Source organism: Caballeronia sordidicola, from assembly GCF_002220365.1.
GTDB lineage: Bacteria > Pseudomonadota > Gammaproteobacteria > Burkholderiales > Burkholderiaceae > Caballeronia > Caballeronia sordidicola_C.
On the sequence record NZ_MTHB01000023.1, the window covers coordinates 40,572 to 64,404 of the forward strand.

Consider the following 23,833-nt stretch of genomic DNA (forward strand, 5'->3'; position numbering starts at 1 on the left):
TTTCGGCAGATTCCACCCCATGAGTGACAACACGAGTGACAACACGCTTGCGAAGAGTTTCGAGCCCCAGAACATCGAGTCCCATTGGGGCCCGGAATGGGAAAAGCGCGGCTACGCTGCGCCGACCCTGATCGAAGGCCGAAAAGATTTCTCGATCCAACTCCCGCCGCCGAACGTCACCGGCACGCTGCACATGGGTCACGCGTTCAACCAGACCATCATGGACAGCCTCACCCGCTACCACCGCATGCTCGGCGAAAACACGCTGTGGCTGCCTGGAACGGATCACGCAGGGATCGCCACGCAGATCGTGGTGGAGCGGCAACTCGATGCGCAAGGCGTATCGCGCCATGATCTCGGCCGCGAAGAATTCCTGAAACGCGTCTGGGAATGGAAGCAACAATCCGGCTCGACCATCACGGGTCAGGTGCGCCGCCTGGGCGCGTCCATTGACTGGTCGCGCGAATATTTCACGATGGACGACAAGATGTCGCCCGTCGTGCAGGACGTGTTCGTCACGCTGTACAAGCAAGGCCTGATCTATCGCGGCAAACGGCTCGTCAACTGGGACCCGGTACTCGGCACCGCCGTCTCGGACCTGGAAGTCGCGAGCGAAGAAGAAGCAGGCAGCCTGTGGCACATCCAGTATCCGCTGCCGGACGGCTCCGGCCACGTGACAGTCGCCACCACGCGCCCGGAAACCATGCTCGGCGACACCGCCGTGATGGTCCATCCGGAGGACGAGCGCTACGCGCACCTGATCGGCAAGACGGTCATGCTGCCGTTGTCGAACCGGGAAATCCCGGTGATCGCGGACGACTACGTGGATCGCGCGTTCGGCACCGGCGTGGTCAAGGTCACGCCCGCGCACGACTTCAACGACTATCAGGTCGGCCTGCGCCACAAGTTGCCGATGATCGAGATCCTCACGCTCGACGCAAAAATCAATGACAACGCGCCGGAAAAGTATCGCGGGATGGATCGCTTTGTCGCACGCAAGCAGGTCGTGGCCGACCTGGACGCGCTCGGCCTGCTGGAATCGGTCAAGCCGCACGCGCTGATGGTGCCGCGCGGCGACCGTACCGGCGTGGTGATCGAACCGATGCTCACCGACCAATGGTTCGTCGCCATGAGCAAGCCGGCGCCGCAAGGCACGTTCCATCCAGGCAAATCGATCGCTGAAACGGCGCTCGACGTGGTTCGCGACGGCGAAATCAAGTTCGTCCCTGAAAACTGGTCGACGACGTATTACCAGTGGCTCGAAAACATCCAGGACTGGTGTATCTCGCGCCAGCTCTGGTGGGGTCACCAGATTCCGGCCTGGTACGGCGACAATGGCGAAATCTTCGTGGCGAAGACCGAAGAAGAGGCCCGCGCCGAAGCCACGGAAAAAGGCTATACCGGCACGCTCAAACGCGACGACGACGTGCTCGACACGTGGTTTTCATCGGCGCTCGTCCCATTTTCTTCGCTCGGCTGGCCGGACGAAACACCCGAACTCAAGCATTTCCTGCCCTCCTCGGTGCTCGTGACGGGCTTCGACATCATCTTCTTCTGGGTCGCCCGGATGGTGATGATGACCACGCATTTCACCGGCAAGGTCCCTTTCGACACCGTCTACGTCCACGGTCTCGTGCGCGACGCGGAAGGTCAGAAGATGTCGAAGAGCAAGGGCAATACGCTCGACCCGATCGATATCGTCGATGGCATCGACCTGGAAACGCTCGTCGCGAAGCGAATTACCGGCCTGATGAACCCGAAGCAAGCCGAAAAAATCGAGAAAAAAACCCGCAAGGAATTCCCGGATGGGATTCAGCCGTTCGGCACGGACGCCCTGCGTTTCACGATGGCGTCCATGGCAACGCTCGGTCGTAATGTGAATTTTGATCTGGCAAGGTGCGAGGGATATCGTAATTTTTGCAATAAACTGTGGAATGCGACCCGCTTTGTCCTGATGAATACCGAAGGCCACGACTGTGGTTTCGGCAAGCCGGAGGAATGCGAGGCAGGTGATTGCGGGCCGGGTGGATACCTTCACTTCTCTCAGGCCGACTTCTGGATCGTGTCGCTTTTGCAGCGTGTGGAAGCAGAGGTGGAGAAGGGTTTCGCCGATTACCGCTTCGACAACGTGGCGAGCGCAATCTACAAATTCGTCTGGGATGAGTATTGCGACTGGTACCTCGAGTTGGCCAAGGTACAGATTCAGACCGGCGCGCCGGAGCAGCAGCGCGCCACCCGCCGCACCCTCCTTCGCGTGCTGGAAACGGTGCTGCGCCTGGCGCATCCGGTGATCCCGTTCATCACGGAAGCCTTGTGGCAGAAGGTCGCACCGCTGACGGACCAGTATCCGCAAGCGGCAGAAGGCGGGCAGAGCGCGTCTATCATGATTCAACGCTACCCGGTCGCGCAGCCGTCTAAAATTGATGAATCGTCTGAACAGTGGGCAGCCGAACTGAAGGCCATTATCGATTCATGTCGTAATCTGCGCGGCGAGATGAATCTGTCGCCAGCGGTCAAAGTGCCGCTGCTGGCGACCGGCGACGAAGCGCGGCTCAAGTCGTTTGCGCCTTATGTCCAGGCGCTGGCGCGTTTGTCGGAGGTCAAGATCATTTCCGACGAATCCGCGCTCGACGCAGAGGCAAGTGGCGCGCCAGTTGCTATCGTAGGAACGAACAAGCTGGTGTTGAAGGTTGAAATCGACGTTGCCGCTGAACGCGAACGGCTCACAAAGGAAGTGGATCGACTGACGCAGGAAATCGCGAAGGCCCGTGTGAAGCTGGAAAACGAGAGTTTCGTGGCACGCGCGCCGGCTGCGGTGGTCGAGCAGGAGCGCAAGCGGCTGGCGGAATTCGAATCGACTGCTGACAAGTTGAAAGCACAGTTGTCGCGGCTTCCGGCGTAGGGGCTTCGGCCTTAGCCGGCCAAGCATGGCCGGCTAAACTCTGGAAACAACCGATTGCTTGTTCCGCCTTATAGCAAAGTGCGTATTTATTCTTGAAGAATTAATCTCGCCGCACTTTTTTATCAACGCATCAACCTGCATCATGGCATCTGCTTCCATGCCCACCGTTTCAGGCTTGACGTTTAAACACGATAAGAGGATCAGGGTCATCAAATGCTAAAAGTTACGAAAGCGGTATTCCCGGTTGCGGGTCTCGGTACCCGATTCCTCCCCGCGACCAAGGCCAGCCCGAAAGAAATGCTGCCCGTCGTCGACAAACCGCTGATTCAGTACGCGGTCGAAGAAGCCATGGCCGCCGGCATAACGGAGATGATCTTCGTGACGGGCCGCAGCAAGCGCGCAATCGAGGATCACTTCGACAAGTCGTATGAGATCGAAGCCGAACTGGAAGCGCGCGGCAAGCAAAAGCTGCTCGATCTCGTGCGCAGCATCAAACCAAGCCACGTCGATTGTTTCTACGTGCGCCAGGCCGAAGCGCTCGGTCTGGGCCACGCGGTGCTGTGCGCCGAAAAGCTGGTGGGCGACAACCCGTTCGCCGTGATTCTCGCGGACGACTTGTTGTACGGCACGCCGCCCGTCATGACGCAGATGATCGAAGTGTTCGATCACTATCACAGTTCGGTGATCGGCGTGGAGGAGATCCCCGCTCAGGATTCCAAGTCATATGGCGTGATCGACGGGAAAGAATGGGAAGACAATATCTTCAAGCTGTCGGGCATTGTGGAAAAGCCGGAACCCGCCGATGCGCCGTCAAACTTGGGCGTGGTCGGGCGCTATGTGCTGAAACCGCGCGTCTTCGATCACATCCGCGCGTTGAAACCGGGCGCGGGCGGCGAACTGCAACTGACGGACGCAATTCAGTCTTTGCTCGCTGACGAACAAGTGCTCGCGTACAAGTATCACGGCACGCGTTTCGATTGCGGCAGCAAGCTTGGCTATCTGAAAGCAACCGTGGAATTCGCGCTGCGCCATCCGGAAGTGGCGGCTGATTTCCAGGAATACTTGAACACGCGTTCGCCGCATCTGATCGGGTGAGCGCTAACGCCTGACCTGTGAACCCTGAACCACCAACAGGTGGTTTGCGGCCGTAAGAAAAAAATGCCCATGGTTTAAACCCATGAGCATTTTTTATTGGCCTTTCTTTATTGGCCTTTCGTCAGTCAGCGGCGTCGCATGAGGAAAGTGAACACCTTGTCGTGCGACGTCGATTCCACCAGCTCATTGCCCGTCTGCTTCGAAAACGCCGCAAAATCACGTTGCGAACCCGGATCGGTCGCCAGCACTTTCAATATCTGACCGCTCTGCATATCGGCCAGCGCCTTCTTCGCCCGCAGGATGGGCAGCGGGCACGTGAGCCCGCGCGCATCGACTTCCTTGTGCACTTCCATCGAATTAAGCCTTGTTCGAACCCGCTTAGTGATCCCGCTAATGAGGATTCGATTTTACCCCAGTGCTTAAAGATTCACCGCCTGGCCTTTGGCCAGAGACTCCCGCATCGCAATCCCGATGCGTGTGGCCTCACGTGCGTCGTCGAGCGTCAAGCCCGTCGCGGGGCCTGCGCTCAGCGACGCCACGAACACCTCCGCTTCGTTCAGGAACGCTTGCTCGAAGCGCTCGAAGAAGGTCGGGGTGCATTCGTTGCGGATGCCGCCGGCATCGTAGATCTCGACGCGATTCGCCCGCGGATTGTGCCCCACCGACAGCGCCCCACCCGTCCCGATCACTTCCGTCTGGGTATCGTGACCGTGGGCGCTGGTCCGCGATGCCTGGAACACCGCCAGCCGGCCGCCCTCGAATTCGCAGATGGCGACACCGTTATCGATATCGCCGCATTCCGCCAGCCCTTCGTGGATCGCGATCGTGCCGCTGGCGAATACACGTGTAACGCGCGGGTTACCCAACATCCAGCGCGCGAGATCAATGTCGTGGACACTGCAATCGAGGAACAAACCGCCCGATGTCGGCGCGAAACGGACGAAAAAACCATCGGGATCGTTTTTATCGACGGTTTGCGAACGGACCATGAATGGCCGGCCAATCGCACCTTGGCTGATCTTGTTGAAGGCATCGCGATAACTTGCGTCGAAACGGCGCACGAAACCGATCATCACCTGAAGATGCGGAACCCGCGCGCTTTCTTCAATCACGCGATCACACTGCGCCAGATCCAGCGACAACGGTTTTTCGCAGAACACATGCTTGCCCGCGCGCAACGCCGCGATGATCTGGTCAGCGTGCAGCGAAGTCGGCGTGACAAGCCAGACGGCATCGAGCGATGGGTCTTTCAGCATCGACCCGTAGTCTTCGTAGAGCGTGAGTTCGGGCAGGTTGGCCGCCGCCCACTCGCGTTCCGCCGCGACCGGACTGCACGCTGCGGCGAGCGTCGCGCCCGGAACATGCCACGCCAGATTGCGTGCATGACGCTGACCGAGCCGCCCTAAACCGACAATCCCAATCCGCACGGGCGCTTTCATGCCGCCCCCAGCTTGATGATCGTTCCTTCACGCCAGGATCGCGTGGCCGCCTCGGCGAGTTCCAACGCCTTCAGGCCATCCGCGACCGTCGTACGGACCGGCTTGCCTTCCTGGACAGCATCGAAGAAATGGGCGATTTCCAGCGCGTATGCCGCGCGATAACGCTCAAGGAAAAACGCTTCCGGCACATCGTTCGATACAGCGGTCTTGGAATACGCCGTGACCTCAGTGGGACGAACATTGCCGGCTTGCAGCATGCCTTGGCTGCCAAGCAGTTCGAAACGCTGGTCGTATCCGTACGCCGCACGCCGCGTCGTATTGATCTGGCACAAGCGGCCACGTTTGGTGCGGATCGTGACCGCCGTTGAATCGACATCACCCGCCTGCCCAATCGCCGGGTCCGTCAGACAGCTTCCGGTTGCGTGCAGCGTGTCGGCTTCGTCGTCGAGCATCCAGCGGAAGATATCGAAGTCATGGATCAGCATGTCCTTGAAAATGCCGCCCGAATGCTTGATGTATTCCACCGGCGGCGCGCCCGGATCGCGGCTCGTGATCACCAGCATTTCCGGGTCCCCAATCTCACCCGCTTCCACGCGTGCCTTCAATGCCGCAAAGGTCGGATCAAAGCGACGCTGAAAGCCGATCATGCAGACCACGCCGGCTTTCGCGACGGCATCGGCGCAAGCGCGTGCGCGCTCGAGCGTCAGATCAACCGGCTTCTCGCAGAACACATGCTTCTTTTGCGCCGCCGATTTCAGGATCAGGTCAGCGTGCGTGTCCGTGCTTGAACACACGACAGTCGCGCCAATCGATGCATCGCCCAGTGCGCCTTCCACATCGGCGACTTGCGCGCCGTGGAGCGCAGCCAATGCCGCGGCGGCCTCTTTGTTTACATCCACAACGTACTTCAGGCGCACGCCCGGCTGCTTCGCCAGGTTCGCCGCGTGGATCTTGCCAATCCGTCCTGCTCCGAACACTGCCACATCAATCGTCATAGCCGCCTGTCTCCCTTGATTCTTCTACGTTCAGTTCAAGCCGGTACGCAAGCGCGATAAACAGCGCCTGGCACAAGCAGATCGTGCTCGTGAGCGAACGGAACGCGAACGCGCTGCCTTCCTTCACGAACAAATGCGCGCTCGCGTGACGCGCGAGCGGCGAAAGCTGGCCATCGGTGATCACCAGCGTCTTGGCGCCGTGATGCTGCGCCGCGCGCACGCAATACTGCGTCTCCTTGCCGTACGGCGCGAAGCTGATCGCGACCACCACATCGCCCTTCTTCACGCTGCGGATCTGCTCGCGATACATGCCGCCGAAACCGGATACCAAGTGCACGCGTTTGGCCGTGTGCTGCAGCGCGTAGACGATATAACTCGCCACCGGAAACGAGCGCCGCACGCCGACCACGTAGATGTTCTCGGCCTGTTCCAGCATCTTCACCGCGGCTTCGAACTGGACGTCGTCGAGACCGGCTTCGAGCTCTTCCAGCCCGCTGCGGCTCGCCGCGATAAATTCGCGCGCCACCGATCCGCCCGACAACTTGCCCGGCTTTTCATCGATCAGTTTCCGGATCCGCTGCTGATAGCTCTGCGCGGAACCGTTCTGGCCCGTGTAGGCCTGCTTGAAGATTGCCTGGAGGTCGGAGAAGCCCGAGAAGCCGAAGCGCTGCGCGAAGCGCACGACGGCCGAGGGATGCACGCCGCACGCGCTCGCGATGTCGCCGGTCCGATCCATCATCACGTTGCTGCGATGCTGTTCAATGTAAGTCGCCACGCTTTTAAGCTGGCGCGGCAATGCGTCGTAGGCCTCGGCGATCCGCTGCATCAGTTCGTCAACTGTGGGGACCTCCGTCGTCTCCTGGGGGTCTTGCGTGTCTTCCTGCATGTCGTGCTCGTGGTGTGTTCTGTATTCGATGCAGCCGATTATAGATACCTGATCGAACAAATGGAATTATTTTTCCAAAGTTCGAATAGTTAAACTTCCTATTGCAGAGCGACGAAACTTGTCCTAATCTTGGTCCTGAGCAAGGGGCGTTACGCGCTGAACGCAAGACGCCGGATGCTCATTCAGAACAACAACCGTGATAGGTGGAGACAATGAGACTTTGCAATCGCCGAGGCGCCCTGCGCGCGCTCGCGGCTGCCGCTGCGTTGTGCGGCGCAGCAGCACTGAGCAGTCAGGCAGCGCACGCTGCTCCCGACGGCCATTTCGTTTTGATCAGCCACGCGCCGGACTCGGACTCGTGGTGGAACACGATCAAGAACGCCATCAAACAGGCGGACGAAGACTTCAATGTCCAGACGGATTACCGCAATCCGCCGAACGGCGATATTGCCGATATGGCGCGATTGATCGAACAGGCAGCAGCACGCAACTATGACGGCGTGATCGTCACCATTGCCGACTTCGACGTGCTGAAGGGTTCAATCTCCAAGGTCACGGCGAAGCACATTCCGCTCATCACGATCAACTCCGGCACCGAGGAGCAAAGCGCGCAGCTCGGCGCGATCATGCACGTCGGCCAGCCTGAATATACGGCCGGTAAAGCGGCGGGCGAGAAGGCGAAAGCTGCTGGCATCAAGTCGTTCCTGTGCGTGAACCACTACGCGACCAATCCGGCTTCATTCGAACGTTGCCGCGGTTTCGCCGAGGCGCTTGGCGTCGATTTCAAGTCGTCCACGCTGGACGCAGGCCAGGATCCGACCACGGTGCAATCCAAGGTGAGCGCGTATCTGCGTAATCACCCGGATACCCAGGCCGTGCTCGCCCTCGGCCCGCTGTCGGCGGACCCGACCATCAAGGCGCTCAAGCAGATGGGCGTGGCGGGCAAGCTCTGGTTCGCGACGTTTGACTTCGACACCGACATCGCGAAGGCAATCCAGGATGGCACGATCCAGTTCGCCATCGACCAGCAGCCCTACTTGCAGGGTTATATCCCGGTCGCGGTGCTGGCTATCGTGAAGAAGGATCACACCACCGATCCGGTCAAGATTCGCCAGGCCCTCGAAGCGAATCCGAAGTTCCAGGCGCGGCTTGCCACCTACGGGCTCGCTCCGTCCTATGGGCCGCGCAATATCGGCTCAGGCCCGGGCTTTATCACCAAGGAAAACGTCGACAAGGTCCTCAAGTACGCAGGACAGTACCGCTAAACCCGATGGCGGCGCGGCCAGCTTGAATCCAGGCATGAACTCAAGCATGACCTGAGCACTGCGCCGCCATCTTCGAAGCATGTGCAGGCACTGCAGCTTTTCATCACGTCATCCGCACCATTCACCTGTATCGCTCGCGCATCAGCATGTTCGCCCCGTGAACCAACGCCGCATCGCGAATGAAAGACGAAGGAGACATCATGGGCGTAGCCGGAAAACCTATTCTCTCTGGACATCGCAAGCCGTCTGACGACGTCGCGACATCCACCTCATCTACCGTTACCGCCGCGGCCTCCGCCGACGAGCGTATCCGCCGCGAATCCCGCTTCGGGCACATCCTGAATCGTCCGGAATTCGCAGCGATCTCCGGAGCCGTACTGGTCTTCGTCGTGTTCGGGATCGCCGCCGGCGGCTCGGGCATGTTCAATCTCGACGGCATCATGAACTGGTCGCAGGTGTCCGCTTACCTGGGCATCCTCGCCGTCGGCGCCTGCCTGTTGATGATTGCGGGCGAGTTCGACCTCTCGATCGGCTCCATGATCGGTTTCGCCGGGATGATGGTCGCCATTCCCACCGTGTATTTTCACTGGCCGATCTGGCTCGCGATCATTTTCGCCTTCGCGGGCTGCATGCTGCTCGGCGCGCTGAACGGCTATATCGTCATGCGCACGCGGCTGCCGTCGTTCATCGTCACGCTGGCCTTCCTGTTTATCCTGCGCGGCCTGACGCTCGCTCTGTCGATCATGTTCGCCGACCGGACGATCGTTTCAGGCGTAGGCGACATTGCCGCGAAAGACTGGTTTGCCAACACTCTTTTCCATGGTGTCGCCCTCCGCGATCTATTCGTGTGGCTCGGGCACATAGGAATCCTGAAGATGCTCGACAACGGCCAACCGCTCGTACCGGGCATTCCGAAAGTCATCCTCTGGTGGGTCGTGCTCGCCGCCATTGGGGCGTTCGTCCTCGCGAAGACCCGTTTCGGCAACTGGATTTTTGCGGCCGGCGGCGACGCGGTCGCGGCCAAGAATGTCGGCGTGCCGGTGCGGCGCGTGAAGATCTCGCTTTTTGTGCTGACCGCATTCTGTGCGTGTCTGTTTGCCGTGCTGCAGGTGTGCGACATCGGTTCGGCCGCGGCAGACCGGGGCCTCGAAAAGGAATTCGAGGCGATCATCGCCGCGGTGATTGGCGGGACCTTGCTGACCGGCGGCTACGGCTCGGTGGTCGGCGCATGTTTCGGCGCGCTCATCTTCGGCGTGGTCCAGATCGGCATTGGTTACACCAGCGTGCCCTCTGACTGGTTCCGCGTGTTCCTCGGCATGATGCTGCTGATCGCCGTACTGTTCAATCACTACGTGCGCCGCCGCGTGTCTCAAGCTCAATAGACAAGCTCAATGAACGGGCTTGATAAACAGGCTCAATAAGGTCAAGGAGAACAAACCATGTCCGATCCCATCCGGAGCGCACCGCCCGCGCCCGACGACACCATCCTCGCGCTGGAAAACGTCAGCAAGTTTTTCGGCAAGGTGATCGCGCTGAACGGCGTCACGCTGCGCCTGAAACGCGGCGAAGTGCATTGCCTGCTTGGCGACAACGGCGCCGGCAAGTCGACCTTGATCAAGACGCTGGCGGGCGTCCATACGCCCTCTTCCGGCGAGTATCTCGTCGATGGAAAACCGGTCCGCTTCGGCTCACCGAAAGAGGCGCTCGATCTCGGTATTGCAACGGTCTATCAGGACCTCGCGCTCGTACCGCTGCTGTCGGTGGCACGTAACTTCTTCATGGGACGCGAGCCGCAGAAAAAGCGCTTCGGCTTTATCAACGTGATGGACCTGGACCTCGCGGCAGAAACATCGCGCGCGCGGCTCTCCGAAATGGGTATCAACGTGCGGGACGCGCATCAGCCTATTGGCACGATGTCGGGCGGTGAAAAGCAGTGTCTCGCCATTGCACGGGCAATCCACTTCGGCGCGCGTGTTCTGATCCTCGATGAACCCACTGCAGCGCTAGGCGTGAAGCAGAGCTTCAACGTGCTGAAGTTGATCCACACGGCGCGCGCGAAAGGCATCTCCGTGATCTTCATTACGCACAACGTACACCACGCGTATCCCATCGGGGATTCGTTCACGCTGCTCAATCGCGGCAAGTCGATGGGCACGTTCACGAAAGACACGATCACCAAGAACGAAGTACTCGACATGATGGCGGGCGGCGCCGAAATGCAGGAAATGATGAACGAACTCGAGGGCGCTCCAGCTTGAGCCAGCACGCGCAACCGCTGCATTCGTCGTCATCTACAGAACAGGATTGAACATGGCATTGCAATCACCAACCGGATCGCGCTTCGCAACCGGACGAACCCGCGACATCGTGTGCCTCGGGCGGCTCGCGGTCGATCTCTACGCGCAACAAGTCGGCGCACGGCTCGAGGACGTGTCGAGCTTCGCGAAATATCTCGGCGGCTCGTCGGCGAATATTGCGTTCGGGTGCGCGAGGCTCGGCCTCAAATCCGCGATGCTTTCGCGCGTCGGCAACGACCACATGGGCCGCTTTCTCACCGAGACGCTCGAACGCGAAGGCTGCGATACCAGCCACGTGCGGATCGATCACGCTCGGCTGACGGGTCTGGTCCTACTGGGCATAGAAGACCGCGATACGTTCCCGCTCGTGTTTTATCGCGATGACTGCGCGGACATGGCCGTCGATGAAAACGACTTCGACGAGGCGTTCATCGCTTCATCGAAGGCACTGCTGATTACGGGCACGCATTTCTCCACCGATCAGGTCAACCGCACGAGCCGCCGTGCGCTCGATTACGCGCGCCGCAACCAGGTCCGCACGGTGCTCGATATCGATTACCGGCCAGTACTTTGGGGGCTGACCGGCAAAGCCGATGGCGAGACCCGGTTCATCGCGAACGAGGGGGTGACCGCTCACCTGCAAAGCATCTTGCCGTTGATGGATCTCGTGATCGGCACGGAAGAGGAGTTCCGGATTGCAGGCGGCAAGGACACGATGATCGACGCACTCGCGGCCGTTCGCGCCGTGACGGATGCGATGCTCGTGGTCAAGCGCGGACCGATGGGCTGCTCGATTATCGACGGTGCCGTGCCGGTTTCCATCGACGATGCGCCGGTTTATCGCGGCGTTGAAGTGGAGGTGCTGAATGTGCTCGGCGCGGGCGATGCCTTTGCGTCCGGCTTTCTCGCCGGGTGGCTGAGAGACGAATCGCTGGAAGTCTGTGCGCGCACTGCGAATGCATGCGGTGGGCTGGTTGTATCGCGTCATGGTTGCGCGCCCGCCATGCCGACGCCCGCCGAACTCACCTATTTCCTCGATGCCGCGCGTGCCGATCCTGCCCGCATGCGCAGGCCCGATCGCGATGCAACGCTCGCGCGTCTGCATCGTGTCACGCCAGCTCGTAAAACGTGGGACGAAGTGCTCGGTTTTGCCTTCGATCACCGCAACCAGTTCTTCGATCTCGCGCAGCAAACCGGCGCGGATGAGGCTCGGATTGCAGTCCTCAAGGCCTTGTTCGTGGAAGCCGTGGCTCAGACGGAAAAGGAGCGCGGCCTAACGGGACGCATCGGCGTTCTGATCGACGACCGCTACGGCCAGGATGCGTTGAACGCAGCAACGGGTCGTGGCTGGTGGATCGGCCGCCCGGTGGAATTGCCCGGCTCGATGCCGTTGATCTTCGATCATGGCCGGTCGATCGGCACGACGCTGATCGAGTGGCCGCGCGAGCATGTCGCGAAATGCCTGGTTCACTATCATCCTGATCATCCGCACGATCTTCGCCTGGAACAGGAAGCGCAGATTCGCGCCCTCTACGACGCGGTTCAGGCTAGCGGACACGAGTTATTGCTCGAAATCATTGTGCCGAAGAACGGTCCACCGATCGAGGAAGATACCGCTTTGCGCTCGCTGAAACGCCTTTACAACCTTGGCATCTATCCCGAGTGGTGGAAGCTCGAACCCATGAGCGCAGCGCAGTGGCAAGCGGTCGATGCGCTGATTGCCGAGCGTGATCCGGCGTGCCGGGGTGTAGTGCTGCTGGGCTTATCGGCGGCTGTCGATCAATTGTCCGAAGGCTTTAAGCAGGCGGCGTTGGCGAAGACATGTCGTGGATTCACCGTCGGCAGGACGATCTTTCACGAGCCGAGTCACGCTTGGCTGGCGGGTTCCATCGACGACGCCGAACTCATCACGCGGGTTCGTCGAACATTCGAAACGCTGATCGATGCATGGCGCGCAGCACGGACAAAGAACGCCACGCAAGCGCTTACGCAGGAGCAGGCAGCATGAACAGCACGCTTCGATTAACGACCGCGCAAGCGCTGGTCCGCTATCTCGCCGCGCAGCAAACCCCGGATGGTGAGCCGTTGTTCGGTGGTGTCTTCGCGATCTTCGGGCATGGCAACGTGGCGGGCATTGGCGAAGCGTTGTACGCGCATCGCGAGACGCTGCCGACCTATCGCGCGCATAACGAGCAGGCGATGGCGCACGCGGCTATTGCGTATGCGAAAGCGCACTTTCGACGCCGCATGATGGCAGTGACCACGTCCATTGGCCCGGGCGCGACCAACCTGGTGACCGCCGCTGCGCTCGCGCATGTGAACCGGTTGCCGGTGTTGTTGCTACCCGGCGATGTGTTCGTGTCACGCGCTCCGGATCCGGTCTTGCAGCAAGTAGAAGATTTCACCGACGGCGGCATTTCCGCGAACGATGCATTGAAACCCGTCTCGCGTTACTTCGACCGCATTGTGCATCCGGCGCAATTGCTGACTGCGCTGCCGCGCGCAATGCGGGTGCTCACAGACGCCGCATTGTGCGGACCGGTGACCCTCGCGCTGCCGCAGGACGTGCAGGCAATGGCCTACGACTACCCCGCGTCGTTCTTCGAGCCGCGTGTGGTTCCGTTCCATACACCCTCTCCCATCGATGAAGAAATCGCACAGGCCGCCGCTGCATTGCGCGCGGCTAAAAAGCCCCTGCTGGTGTCTGGCGGCGGCGTTCTCTACGGCCTCGCAACCGACGCATTGCGTTCTTTCTCCGAGCGTCACGGTATCCCCGTAGCCGAAACGCAAGCAGGAAAAAGTGCGCTCGCGTGGGATCATCCGCTGAATCTTGGCGGCATTGGCGTAACGGGATCGGACGCGGCCAACGAACTCGCGCATGACGCGGATTGCGTACTCGCCGTCGGTACCCGGCTGCAGGATTTCACAACCGGATCGAATACGCTGTTCGCGCAGGCGAAGCTGATTGGCATTAATGCAAATGCATTCGATGCCTTGAAACAAGGCGCTTTATCGGTGGAAGCCGATGCACGTCTTGCCCTCGGCGCATTGAGTGCAGCGCTCGGCGACTGGCGCGCGTCGCCACCGTGGACCGCACGCGCACATGAACTCGCCGATAGCTGGCGTGCCACCGTCGACCAGGTAACGAGCGCGCCTCAAGATGACAACACGTTGCCGCGCGAAGCCGATGTGATTGGCTCGGTCCAGCGCTCAAGCGCGCAATCGGCGGCGCATGACGTGGTTGTATGCGCAGCCGGAACATTGCCCGCCGACCTGCAAAAGCTATGGCGCACGAGCACACCGGGCGGCTATCACGTCGAATACGGCTACTCGTGCATGGGCTACGAGATCGCGGGCGGTCTCGGTGCGAAGCTCGCGCGGCCGGCAAGCGAAGTGATCGTGATTGTCGGCGATGGCAGCTATCTGATGATGAACAGCGAGCTGGCGACGTCCGTCATGCTCGGGGCCAAACTGATCGTGGTGCTGCTCGATAACCGCGGATACGGCTGTATCAACCGCTTGCAGCAAGCATGCGGCGGCGCTCCATTCAACAACCTGATCGACGATTGCCGCCAGGGTCCGGAGGGCGCACCCGCTATAGACTTTGCGATGCATGCACGCTCGCTCGGCGCGAGCGCTGAGCATGTAGCTAATATTGATGAACTCGAAGCCGCGATGCAACGCGCACGCGCATCCACACGTTCGTATCTGATCAGCATCGACACCGATCCCGCACGGCCTACAGAAGAAGGCGGCTGGTGGTGGGAAGTCGCGGTGCCTGAAGTATCGTCGCGTGAAGCGGTGCGCTCGGCGCGCGCAAACTATGAACATGAAATTACCGCGCGTTCGAAGCGCACGAAGGAATAAGCGATGAGCAAGTTCGATGTACGGATCGGCATCAATCCGCTGTCGTGGATGAACGACGACCTGCCCTCGCTCGGCGGTGAGACACCGCTGAGCGTGGCCCTGTCCGAAGGCAAGCAGATCGGCTACGAAGGGTTTGAACTGGGCAACAAATTCCCGCGCGAGCCGGAAGCGTTAAAAACGCTGCTTGCCGGATATGACCTCGCGCTCGTCTCCGGCTGGTATTCCGGACGGCTCGCCGAACGCAGCGCCGAGGACGAGATCGCGGCCGTGGGTCCGCATCTCGACCTGCTTGCAAAAAACGGCGCAACGGTCATGGTCTACGGCGAAGTCTCGGACTCTATCCAAGGGGCACCGCGGCCGCTGTATCAGCGACCGCGCTTCTTCTCCGATGATCGCTGGAACGAGTACGCAACACGCCTGAACACCTTTGCCGAATACACGCTGTCCCGCGGCGTTCGGGTAGCCTATCACCATCACATGGGCGCTTATGTGGAAACGCCTGCAGACGTCGATCGCCTGATGAGCCTCACCCATGAAGCCGTCGGCCTGCTCTTCGACGCCGGTCACATTACGTTCGCGGGCGGCGATCCATTGACGGTTCTCAACAAGCACATCGCGCGCGTCTGCCATGTGCATTGCAAGGATGTGCGGCCGGAGATCACCAAGCTTGCCCGCAACCGTAACTGGAGCTTCCTGGAGGCGGTGATCAACGGCGCGTTCACCGTTCCCGGTGACGGCACGGTGGACTTCCCATCGATCATTACCCGATTGAAGCAGCATGGTTATCGAGGCTGGCTGGTGGTTGAGGCGGAGCAGGATCCCGTTATCGCAACCAGCTATGCTTACGCTGAAAAAGGCTACAAGACACTGCGCGCACTGGTCGATCAAACCCTTCAGGAGGCAGCATGAGCCTGCTCGTCAAGGCATCGCGCGAAGGCCAGACCATCGCGCGCGTCACGCCCGAAACTGCTTTATGGAAACACGTGGGCTTCGCGGCCTATCGGCTGGAAACCGGCGACATCGTGCATGTGAACGAGGCGCAGCGTGAAGTGTGCATCGTCGTGTTATCGGGGACGGTGAGCATAGAAGCCGGAGAACATAAATGGGAGAAACTCGGCTCGCGCGACAGCGTGTTCGAGGACACCGCGCCCTACGCGGTTTATCTGCCGCCGAGGCTTGCGGCGACTATACGAGCAGATCGCGATGCGCAAGTCGGTGTGGCGAGCGCGCCCGCTACGGGCAAGTACCCGCCGCGATTGATCGAGCCATCGCAGATGACACGTTCAACCCGCGGTAAAGGCGCGAATACGCGCTACGTCTGCGATATTCTTCCGCAAACCGAGCCTGCAGAAGGCTTGCTTGTAGTCGAGGTAAGGACGCCCGGCGGTCACGCTTCAAGCTATCCGCCGCACAAGCACGACAGGGACAACGTGCCGGTGGAGAGTTCGCTTGAAGAGACTTATTATCATCGGCTGAATCCGCCGCAAGGATTTGCCTTTCAACGCGTCTACACCGATGAGCGCGATCTCGATGAAACCATGGCCGTTGAAGATCATGACGTCGTCATGGTGCCGCGCGGTTATCACCCTGTCGTGGTGCCGTACGGCTACGACAACTACTACCTGAACGTGATGGCGGGTGACAAAAGGACCTGGCACTTTAAAAACGATCCGAAGCATGAATGGATCGTGGAGAGGGACAGCAAGGCTTCGTGAGTTGTTTCTGTGACTTAGCCTTGTAGCTTACCTTCTCACCTAACCGCCCACAGAAAGCCATTCGCTGATCACGCGCTCGTTCGCGGCAAGCGCGGCGGGCGTGTCGTCGAAGACGATCGTGCCGTGCCCCATCACGGCGACGCGCGTGGCCAGCTCACGCGCAATACTCATGCGTTGTTCGATCAATAGAATCGCCACGCCTCGTTCCCGCAAGTTTCTCAGGCACGAGGAGACTTGCACCACGACCTGCGGTGCGAGTCCTTCCGTCGGTTCATCGACGATCACGAACGAGGGATCGCCCATCAACGTGCGGGCAAGCGCCAACATTTGCTGCTCGCCTCCCGACAACCTCCCCGCCTTGACGGCCGCGCGTTCTTGCAGCACGGGGAAAAGTTGCTCCGCATCGCTGATGGTGAACCGCGATCCACCCCGCTTCATGCCGAGTTGCAGGTTTTCTCTCACGCTTAGCGTCGGGAAAACATCGCGCTGTTCGGGCACGTAACCTACGCCCGTGCGCGCGATTGCATAAGGACGTTTCCCCAGCATCGATACCCCGCGAAAGTTCGCCACCCCTTGCGCGTGCACCAGCCCCATCAGCGCTTTGGCGAGCGTGGAACGTCCCGAACCGTTGCGTCCCGCCAAGGCCACGATCTCACCTTCGCCGATACGCAAACTCACGCCGTGCAGCACGTGACTCGCGCCATACCATGCGTTCAGGCCATCGATTTCAAGTAGCGTCGTCATGGCGTTGCGCCGAGATAGGCGGCGCGAACCACTGGGTGCGCAGCAATTTCAGCGGGCGTTCCTGTCGCGATAATGCGGCCTTGCACAAGCACTGAAATACGGTCGGCGAGTGCAAACACCGCTTCCATATCGTGCTCCACGATCAACAACGTCTTGCCCTGCGTTGTCTCACGAATCAAAGCAAGCGCACGAGCGGCTTCAGCGCGATTCATGCCCGCAGTGGGTTCATCGAGCAATAGTACGGATGCGCCCGCGGCCAGCGCAAGCCCTAGATCAAGAGCGCGCAACTCCGCATAGCTGAGGCTTGTGGCAAGTGCATCGCTGCGATCGAGCAAGCTGATTGCAGCCAACACGCGATGTGCCTCCGCGTCAATCACGCTCGAGCGGAACCATCGATCCTTCCAGGTCGCCACGCGAGACCCAAGCACCGCGCAACGGACGTTGTCGCGCACGGTCAGACCCGTGAACACGCTTGTGTTCTGGAAGCTGCGCGCGAGGCCTTTGCGTCCCAGCCGATGAGCGCGCATTCCCGTCACGTCGACGCCGTTCAATGCAATGCGGCCGCTCGTCGGTTGCGTGCGCCCCGCGATCAGGTCGAACAAGGTGGATTTTCCGGCACCGTTGGGACCGATCAACGCATGGCGTTCGCCTTGACGAATGCTCAGATCGACGCCACGAAGGATTTGCGTCGTATCGAAATGCTTCGTGATGTGCTTTAGTTCGAGCGCGATGTTCATCGTGCGCTCCGGGCATGTCGTGTGAACAGAATAGCAATCACAGCACTGAAGATCGCGAAGCACCAGGGAGCCGCATGCCGGCCATCAAGAAGGAAACCCGCGATGTGCGCAAGGCCGTCGCCATGGCTATCGAATTGCAGCGCGTAGGCGAGCTCGATAGCAATGACGATCGCCAGCAGCCAAGCGCCAACGGCGCACAATGCAAATGCGATAGCCGCGTAACCCTCACGTGATCGTGCAGCAACGAAGCCCGCCAAGCCCTTGGGCGCTACCACCACGACCCACACAAAAAACAGTCCAAGATAGGCCACCCACGCCGGCGATACGCTCGCCACCGCCACGCTGAAAAACGTCAGTATCACGGCTCCCAAAACGGGGCCGAAGAACGTCGCAGTCCCACCGATCACTGCTGCGATCAGCACGCTTGCCGAACGGGCGAGTCCCACCCCTTCCGCCGATGCCAGTTCCACATTGATCAGCCCTAGCCCTCCCGCCACGCCCGCGAAAAACGCCGCGACTATCACCATCGCAAAGCGCACACGGCGCGGATCGAAGCCGATGGTTGCAGCACGCACGGGATTATCGCGCACCGCATTCGCCACTCGCACGAAGGGCGTGCGCGAGAAAACCAACATGGCGATGCACGCCAGCAGACACCATCCGGCGATCAGGGCATAAGCCTGGATCGAAGGTCCGAAGTTCAGGCCGAAAACGGCTGGACCGCTCGCACGGTCGATAGGAACACCGCCCTCGCCGCCGAACCATCCGGGCACGAGCCAAACGCCCGCTGCGACGAGTTCGCCGATACCAAGTGTGATCATCGCGAAAGTCGTACCGGCGCGACGCGTTGAAAAGAAGCCGAATACGACCGCCGCAAGCGCCGCCGATACGCCGCCGATCAACGGCAGCAAGGGCAGCGGCACTGCGAATCGATTGAAGAAGTGAGCAGCCGCGAACGCACCAAGACCTGCGTACACGGCATGTCCGAACGACAGCAATCCTGTCTCGCCGAGCAGCAGATTGAACGAGAGCGCAAACACGATCATGGCAGCGGTTTGCGCGAGATAGGCGAGCAACCAGCTCTGCGATGTGAAGAGCGGCGGCAACGCAAGACCGGCCACGAGGAGCAGCCACGGAAGAGCCTGACGCAAAGAGAGCGCTGCCTTGTCAAGCATCGTCATCTCCACGCTGCCCGAATAGCCCACGTGGACGTAGCGCAAGCATTGCGACAAGCAGCACATACGGCAGCACGGGCGCGATCTGCGCGACGCTCAAGGAAGCCCACAGAGGAGGCAACGAAGCGCCGGCAAACTGGGCAATGCCACCAAGCGACAACGTGGTCCCGACGGCAAACGTCTGCACGCAACCGACCAGAAGCGATGCCACAAGCGCGCCGCCCACCGACCCCAGCCCACCCACGACCACGACAACAAAGACAATTGGCCCGATGTTCTCCGCCATCGAAGGTTCAATGACAAACAGCGGCGCACCAATCACGCCGGCCAGCGCAGCGAGCGCGGTGCCTGTCGCGAATACCAGGGTAAACACACGGGGTACGTTATGCCCAAGCGTCTCGACAGTCGCCGCATGGGTGAGTGAGGCTCTTACCACAAGCCCTATCCGGGAAACCCGCATCACGGCGTACAAAGCCACCAGCATGGCCAGCGACACACCCATCATGAACGCGCGATAACGCGGGAATGCGGCGCCGTATAGCGTGAACAACGGGCCATCGAGACTTGAAGGAACAACGGCGTTAATGGGCGCAACACCCCAGACGAGCTTCACCGCTTCTGCCATCAGATAAGCCGCGCCGAAGGTCAGCAGAAGCTCGGCAAGCGCACCACGCATTTCAATCCGGCGCAATAGACACCGCTCGAACAAGCCGCCGAGCGCACCAACGAGTAGCGGTGAAATAACCAGCGCAAACCAGAAGCCCCCATGTGCCGCGAGTGCGTAACCCACATACGCGCCGAGCATATAAAAGCTCGCGTGAGCGAAGTTGAGAACGCCCATCATGCTGAAGATCAGCGTCAATCCCGCCGACAACATGAACAGCAGCAACCCGACGCTCACTCCATTCAGAAGGTTGATCGCGAACCACTGAACGAACGAGGTCACGTCGCGCGAACTAACCGTTCAGGAGCGGCTTGAGCGCTACAACCAGCGCTTGCGGCAACGGCACCGGACGGCGCGTATCGCGATCGACATAGACGTGAACAAAATGCCCTTGCGCCGCGGGTTGCTCGGACCCCGCGCTGAAGATGCCCACCTCGTAACGCACGCTCGTTGTACCGAGCTGAACCACGCGGAGTCCGGCGTCGATACGTTCGGGAAACGCAAGCGAAGCGAAGTAGCTGCAATGCGTTTCCACCACGAGCCCGATCGTCTTACCCGCTTCCAGATCGAGCGCGCCGTACCGGATCAGATACTCGTTCACGACCGTATCGAAGTAGCTGTAATACACCACGTTGTTCACATGGCCGTAGAGATCGTTATCGGACCAGCGCGTATCGATCGACAGGAAATGCGGATAATCCGCGCGCGTCGTTGGGACAGGGCGGCTCATGAATCAGAACGACTCCTGCAACATCCGCCGATAATCGTCCGCACTCGCTTCGCGCGGATTGGTCTTGTGGCAATGATCGGCGAGCGCACCCTTGATTACCTTGTCGAACATGTCTTGCTCGACGCCCATTTGCGACAGGCGCGTCGGCAAGCCGAGACGCTCGGTCATGTCGTGGACGGCTTGAGCGAGATCGGCATCGGCGGCGAGATTCATCACGCGGCGCATCCGTGCAAAACGCTTGTCGGCCACCACGCTCGGCGCGCTTTCGTTGAAACGCAGCACGGCCGGCAGAACGACCGCGTTCAGCGTGCCGTGATGCAGCCCTGTGCGCCCATTCACGACCAGTCCCCCCAGTGGATGCGAGAGCGAATGCACACAGCCCAGACCCTTCTGGAACGCCATGGCGCCCTGCATCGACGCACTCATCATGTTCAGGCGTGCGTCGCGGTCCTGGCCGTCGTGCGTCGCCCGCTCGATAGACGCCCACGCGCGCTCCAGCCCATCCAGCGCGATGCCATCCGCAGGCGGATTGAACGCCGGCGCAAGAAACGTTTCGATGCAATGCGCGATCGCGTCCATGCCGGTTGCAGCGGTGAGCATGGGCGGCAAGCCCAGCGTCAGCGACGGATCGCAAACCGCCGACTTGGGCAGCAGATGCCACGAGTGGAAGCCGAGCTTGCGGCCATCGTCGAGAATGATGATTGCCCCGCGCGCCACTTCGCTGCCAGTGCCCGAGGTGGTCGGCACGGCGATCAGCGGTGCGGCCTCTGAGGTGATCTTGTTGCTGCCGCCTTCTATGGTCGCGTACTCCGTCAGCGTCCCCGGATGGGTCGCCATGATCGCGACACCCTTCGCCAGATCGATGGATGAACCGCCGCCCACGGCGATCAAACCATCACAGTTTTCGCTTTTGTACAGCGCGGCGGCTTTCATCACCATCGCTTCGGTCGGGTTCGACGGCGTTTCGTCGAAGATGGGAACCGCGCCCGCATCCAGGTCCAGCGCCTGGACGGTTTGCGACACCAGCCCCGCGGCCAGGACGCCTTTGTCCGTGATGATCAGCGGCCGCTTGATGCCCACGCGCGTGCATTCGCTGTCGAGCATGGCGAGCGCGTCGAAGCCGAGGTGGATGTGAGTAACGTAGAAGATGAAGGCCATGACGTGTGTCCGCGGTTGACGCAGTTAAGTGGAGCGTCAGGTATGTTAGGAGTCCAGCGGGAGTCCGTCAATCCGCGTGGACGCCATGTATCGTGCGGACTTATGGACGTTACTGCCCGGGGCGGTCCACGTATTCCACGGCCAGGCCGCGCCGGCGCATCCATTCCGCCACGGCATGGCCGGTTCCCGCGCGCCAGGGCCTGAGCTTTGCCGGTTCGACCAGACGATATTCAAGCAATTCGGGCGACAGGCTGATGGTCCCATTCGCCTTCACGTGATACGCGATGATCAGTTCGTTCTTGCGGATGAATTCGTACACGCCGACCAGTTCCACCGATTCCGCGACCAGCGACGTTTCCTCCAGCACTTCCCGCGCGATGCCCTCTTCGGGCGTTTCGCCGTTCTCGAGAAAACCCGTGATCAGCGCAAACATGCCCTCGACCCACGCCGCGTTACGCGCGAGCAGGATCTTGCCCTCGTACTCCACGATCGCCGCGACCACCGGCAGCGGATTATTCCAGTGCACGAAGCCACATTCCGGGTCTGGACACGCGAGTCGCACGCGCCCGCCTTCGTGGCTTGCATCGGCGCGTTCGACCAGCTTGTTGGCATCGCGTGGACAGAATTGGTATTCGATCATGGTCTGGGGTCAGAGGATCCGAAAAAGGTCAGTGGGGTCAGTGGGGTCAGTGGATTCATTAAGCCGCGCAAAGCGCGCGGATCTCGGCGGCGAACTGCTCCACGGTTTCCGGCAGCGTGTCCCACGCACACATCAGCCGGCAACCGCCCGAGCCGATGAACTGATAAAACTTCCAGCCCTTGTTGCGCAGCGCTTGCGCAACAGCCGGCGGCAACTCGGCGAACACCGCGTTCCCTTGCGGCCTGAACATCACCTTCACGCCGTCTATGCCTTCCAGCCGCTCGGCCATGAGTTGCGCCATAGCGTTTGCATGGCGCGCGTTGCGCAGCCAGACATCGTTATTGAGCAGGCCGAGCCAGGGCGCCGAGATAAACCGCATCTTCGACGCCAGTTGCCCCGCCTGTTTCAGCCGATACGCAAAGTCGACGGCCAGCGCCTTATCGAAGAAAATCACTGCTTCGCCGACCGGCAGGCCGTTCTTCGTGCCGCCGAAACACAGCACGTCTACGCCCGCGCGCCACGTGATCTCCGACGGATGCACATTCAGCGACGCAACCGCGTTCGCAAACCGGGCACCGTCCATGTGCACTTTCAGATGGCGGCGTTTCGCGATCGCCGCGATCGCGCGAATCTCTTCCACGCTGTAGACGGTGCCCACTTCCGTGGACTGCGTCAGCGTGACGACCTTGGGCTTCGGATAGTGGATATCGGCACGACGCGTGACGATGGCTTCGATCGCATCCGGCGTAAGCTTTCCGTCGATACCCGGTGCCGTCAGCAACTTCGAGCCGCCCGAGAAAAATTCGGGTCCCCCGCATTCATCGGTTTCGATGTGCGCGAGCTCGTGGCAAATCACAGAGTGATACGACTGGCAGAGCGATGCGAGCGCCAGTGAATTGGCCGCTGTGCCGTTGAACACGAAGAAGACTTCGCAGTCGGTCTGGAACAGGTCGCGGATGCGGTCGCACACGCCCTGGGTCCAGGAATCGTCGCCGTAGGCCGGTTCATGGCCGCTGTTGTTGGCTTCGATGAGCGCGGCGAGCGCTTCGGGGCAGATGCCGGCGTAGTTGTCGGAGGCAAAATGTTGCATGCGGTCAGGGGCCAGGGCAATGGTGAGCGTGGCCGTTATTTTAACGTTTCATGCGTGAAAACGCGGAGACGTCAATAACTGCCATGCCGGTGCCTGTTTGTCCCCCGTCCTCCGACCGCTTTACGATTTATTTTGCGGCGGGTTGATCAGATCCCGCGGCCTGCTGCGCTTTTTTGTCCTTCTTGTTCGCTTCGTGATGACCGACCGCGCAGCCGCCGGCCGCGCCGAGCGCGCCGTGCTTGCCCGCAACGTGGCCCGCCACGCCGCCTACCGCCGCACCTTCCAGACATCCTTTGGCATAGACGGCACCCGTGGCGAAAAACATCGAGGACGCGGCGACGAGTGTGACGAGAGTTTGTTTCATGAGACAGGTTCCTTTTGTAGTCGGCGCGCAGAGCTTCATGCCTGCGCTGACATACAAAGGGCAAGCCGCG

22 protein-coding genes are annotated in these 23,833 nt (G+C 60.6%); 9 read left to right on the top strand and 13 right to left on the bottom strand.

Annotated features, from left to right (window positions below; all coding sequences use genetic code 11):
- The first annotated feature begins 19 nt into the window (after positions 1 to 19).
- Positions 20 to 2,902 carry a valine--tRNA ligase gene (locus BSU04_RS02600; protein ID WP_089159122.1) on the top strand — a complete coding sequence of 961 codons (2,883 nt, stop codon included), beginning with the start codon at positions 20 to 22 and terminating at the stop codon, positions 2,900 to 2,902.
- A gap of 213 nt (positions 2,903 to 3,115) precedes the next feature.
- Positions 3,116 to 3,997 carry a UTP--glucose-1-phosphate uridylyltransferase GalU gene (galU, locus tag BSU04_RS02605; RefSeq protein ID WP_089159123.1) on the top strand — a complete coding sequence of 294 codons (882 nt, stop codon included), beginning with the start codon at positions 3,116 to 3,118 and terminating at the stop codon, positions 3,995 to 3,997.
- 125 nt (positions 3,998 to 4,122) lie between these two features.
- Here the strand turns inward: galU and BSU04_RS02610 are convergent, their stop codons facing one another.
- From BSU04_RS02610 to BSU04_RS02625, 4 genes are all read right to left on the bottom strand, one after another.
- Positions 4,123 to 4,350, bottom strand: a complete 228-nt coding sequence (locus BSU04_RS02610) for a sulfurtransferase TusA family protein (protein WP_062084604.1) — start codon at positions 4,348 to 4,350, stop codon at positions 4,123 to 4,125.
- A gap of 66 nt (positions 4,351 to 4,416) precedes the next feature.
- Positions 4,417 to 5,436, bottom strand: a complete 1,020-nt coding sequence (locus BSU04_RS02615) for a Gfo/Idh/MocA family oxidoreductase (protein ID WP_089159124.1) — start codon at positions 5,434 to 5,436, stop codon at positions 4,417 to 4,419.
- Positions 5,433 to 6,431 (bottom strand): inositol 2-dehydrogenase, encoded by a 999-nt coding sequence (iolG, locus tag BSU04_RS02620; RefSeq protein WP_089159125.1) that lies wholly within the window; start codon positions 6,429 to 6,431, stop codon positions 5,433 to 5,435. The genes BSU04_RS02615 and iolG overlap by 4 nt, the downstream gene beginning before the upstream one ends.
- A complete protein-coding gene (locus BSU04_RS02625; RefSeq protein WP_089159126.1) occupies positions 6,421 to 7,317 on the bottom strand; it encodes a MurR/RpiR family transcriptional regulator in 897 nt (298 codons plus the stop codon). The genes iolG and BSU04_RS02625 overlap by 11 nt, the downstream gene beginning before the upstream one ends.
- Positions 7,318 to 7,529: 212 nt before the next feature.
- On the opposite strand from BSU04_RS02625, the gene BSU04_RS02630 reads away from it, so the two are divergent.
- The 7 genes from BSU04_RS02630 to iolB all read left to right on the top strand — a co-directional run bounded on the left by BSU04_RS02630 (position 7,530) and on the right by iolB (position 16,461).
- Positions 7,530 to 8,582, top strand: a complete 1,053-nt coding sequence (locus tag BSU04_RS02630; RefSeq protein WP_089159127.1) for a sugar ABC transporter substrate-binding protein — start codon at positions 7,530 to 7,532, stop codon at positions 8,580 to 8,582.
- A gap of 200 nt (positions 8,583 to 8,782) precedes the next feature.
- A complete protein-coding gene (locus tag BSU04_RS02635) occupies positions 8,783 to 9,964 on the top strand; it encodes an ABC transporter permease (RefSeq protein ID WP_089159128.1) in 1,182 nt (393 codons plus the stop codon).
- 57 nt (positions 9,965 to 10,021) lie between these two features.
- The gene (locus tag BSU04_RS02640; RefSeq protein ID WP_089159129.1) at positions 10,022 to 10,840 is read left to right on the top strand and encodes an ATP-binding cassette domain-containing protein; all 819 of its coding nucleotides are present in this window, start codon (positions 10,022 to 10,024) and stop codon (positions 10,838 to 10,840) included.
- Positions 10,841 to 10,892: 52 nt separating this feature from the next.
- Entirely contained in the window at positions 10,893 to 12,887 is a 1,995-nt protein-coding gene (locus tag BSU04_RS02645; RefSeq protein ID WP_089159130.1) for a bifunctional 5-dehydro-2-deoxygluconokinase/5-dehydro-2-deoxyphosphogluconate aldolase, read from the top strand.
- Complete coding sequence (gene iolD, locus BSU04_RS02650) at positions 12,884 to 14,746, top strand: 3D-(3,5/4)-trihydroxycyclohexane-1,2-dione acylhydrolase (decyclizing) (protein ID WP_256982041.1); 1,863 nt, start codon at positions 12,884 to 12,886, stop codon at positions 14,744 to 14,746. Before BSU04_RS02645 ends, iolD begins: the two co-directional genes overlap by 4 nt.
- Before the next feature lie 3 nt (positions 14,747 to 14,749).
- The gene (iolE, locus tag BSU04_RS02655) at positions 14,750 to 15,655 is read left to right on the top strand and encodes a myo-inosose-2 dehydratase (RefSeq protein ID WP_089159132.1); all 906 of its coding nucleotides are present in this window, start codon (positions 14,750 to 14,752) and stop codon (positions 15,653 to 15,655) included.
- Positions 15,652 to 16,461, top strand: coding sequence for a 5-deoxy-glucuronate isomerase (iolB, locus tag BSU04_RS02660; protein ID WP_089159133.1), 810 nt, complete (start codon positions 15,652 to 15,654; stop codon positions 16,459 to 16,461). Before iolE ends, iolB begins: the two co-directional genes overlap by 4 nt.
- A gap of 39 nt (positions 16,462 to 16,500) precedes the next feature.
- Here the strand turns inward: iolB and BSU04_RS02665 are convergent, their stop codons facing one another.
- The 9 genes from BSU04_RS02665 to BSU04_RS02705 all read right to left on the bottom strand — a co-directional run bounded on the left by BSU04_RS02665 (position 16,501) and on the right by BSU04_RS02705 (position 23,724).
- Positions 16,501 to 17,205 carry an ABC transporter ATP-binding protein gene (locus BSU04_RS02665; protein ID WP_089159134.1) on the bottom strand — a complete coding sequence of 235 codons (705 nt, stop codon included), beginning with the start codon at positions 17,203 to 17,205 and terminating at the stop codon, positions 16,501 to 16,503.
- Positions 17,202 to 17,942 (bottom strand): ABC transporter ATP-binding protein, encoded by a 741-nt coding sequence (locus BSU04_RS02670; protein ID WP_089159135.1) that lies wholly within the window; start codon positions 17,940 to 17,942, stop codon positions 17,202 to 17,204. Before BSU04_RS02670 ends, BSU04_RS02665 begins: the two co-directional genes overlap by 4 nt.
- Entirely contained in the window at positions 17,939 to 19,117 is a 1,179-nt protein-coding gene (locus BSU04_RS02675) for a branched-chain amino acid ABC transporter permease (protein ID WP_256982042.1), read from the bottom strand. Before BSU04_RS02675 ends, BSU04_RS02670 begins: the two co-directional genes overlap by 4 nt.
- Positions 19,110 to 19,994, bottom strand: coding sequence for a branched-chain amino acid ABC transporter permease (locus BSU04_RS02680; protein ID WP_089159234.1), 885 nt, complete (start codon positions 19,992 to 19,994; stop codon positions 19,110 to 19,112). The genes BSU04_RS02675 and BSU04_RS02680 overlap by 8 nt, the downstream gene beginning before the upstream one ends.
- A 79-nt stretch (positions 19,995 to 20,073) precedes the next feature.
- Positions 20,074 to 20,511, bottom strand: a complete 438-nt coding sequence (locus BSU04_RS02685) for an acyl-CoA thioesterase (RefSeq protein ID WP_089159137.1) — start codon at positions 20,509 to 20,511, stop codon at positions 20,074 to 20,076.
- A gap of 3 nt (positions 20,512 to 20,514) precedes the next feature.
- Complete coding sequence (locus tag BSU04_RS02690; RefSeq protein WP_089159138.1) at positions 20,515 to 21,669, bottom strand: iron-containing alcohol dehydrogenase; 1,155 nt, start codon at positions 21,667 to 21,669, stop codon at positions 20,515 to 20,517.
- A 109-nt stretch (positions 21,670 to 21,778) separates the two neighbouring features.
- Positions 21,779 to 22,309: an NUDIX domain-containing protein gene (locus BSU04_RS02695; RefSeq protein ID WP_089159139.1), complete on the bottom strand. Its 531-nt coding sequence runs from the start codon at positions 22,307 to 22,309 to the stop codon at positions 21,779 to 21,781.
- 58 nt (positions 22,310 to 22,367) lie between these two features.
- A complete protein-coding gene (locus BSU04_RS02700) occupies positions 22,368 to 23,399 on the bottom strand; it encodes a threonine aldolase family protein (RefSeq protein ID WP_089159140.1) in 1,032 nt (343 codons plus the stop codon).
- A gap of 127 nt (positions 23,400 to 23,526) precedes the next feature.
- The gene (locus tag BSU04_RS02705; protein ID WP_373452787.1) at positions 23,527 to 23,724 is read right to left on the bottom strand and encodes a hypothetical protein; all 198 of its coding nucleotides are present in this window, start codon (positions 23,722 to 23,724) and stop codon (positions 23,527 to 23,529) included.
- Between the last annotated feature and the right edge of the window lie 109 nt (positions 23,725 to 23,833).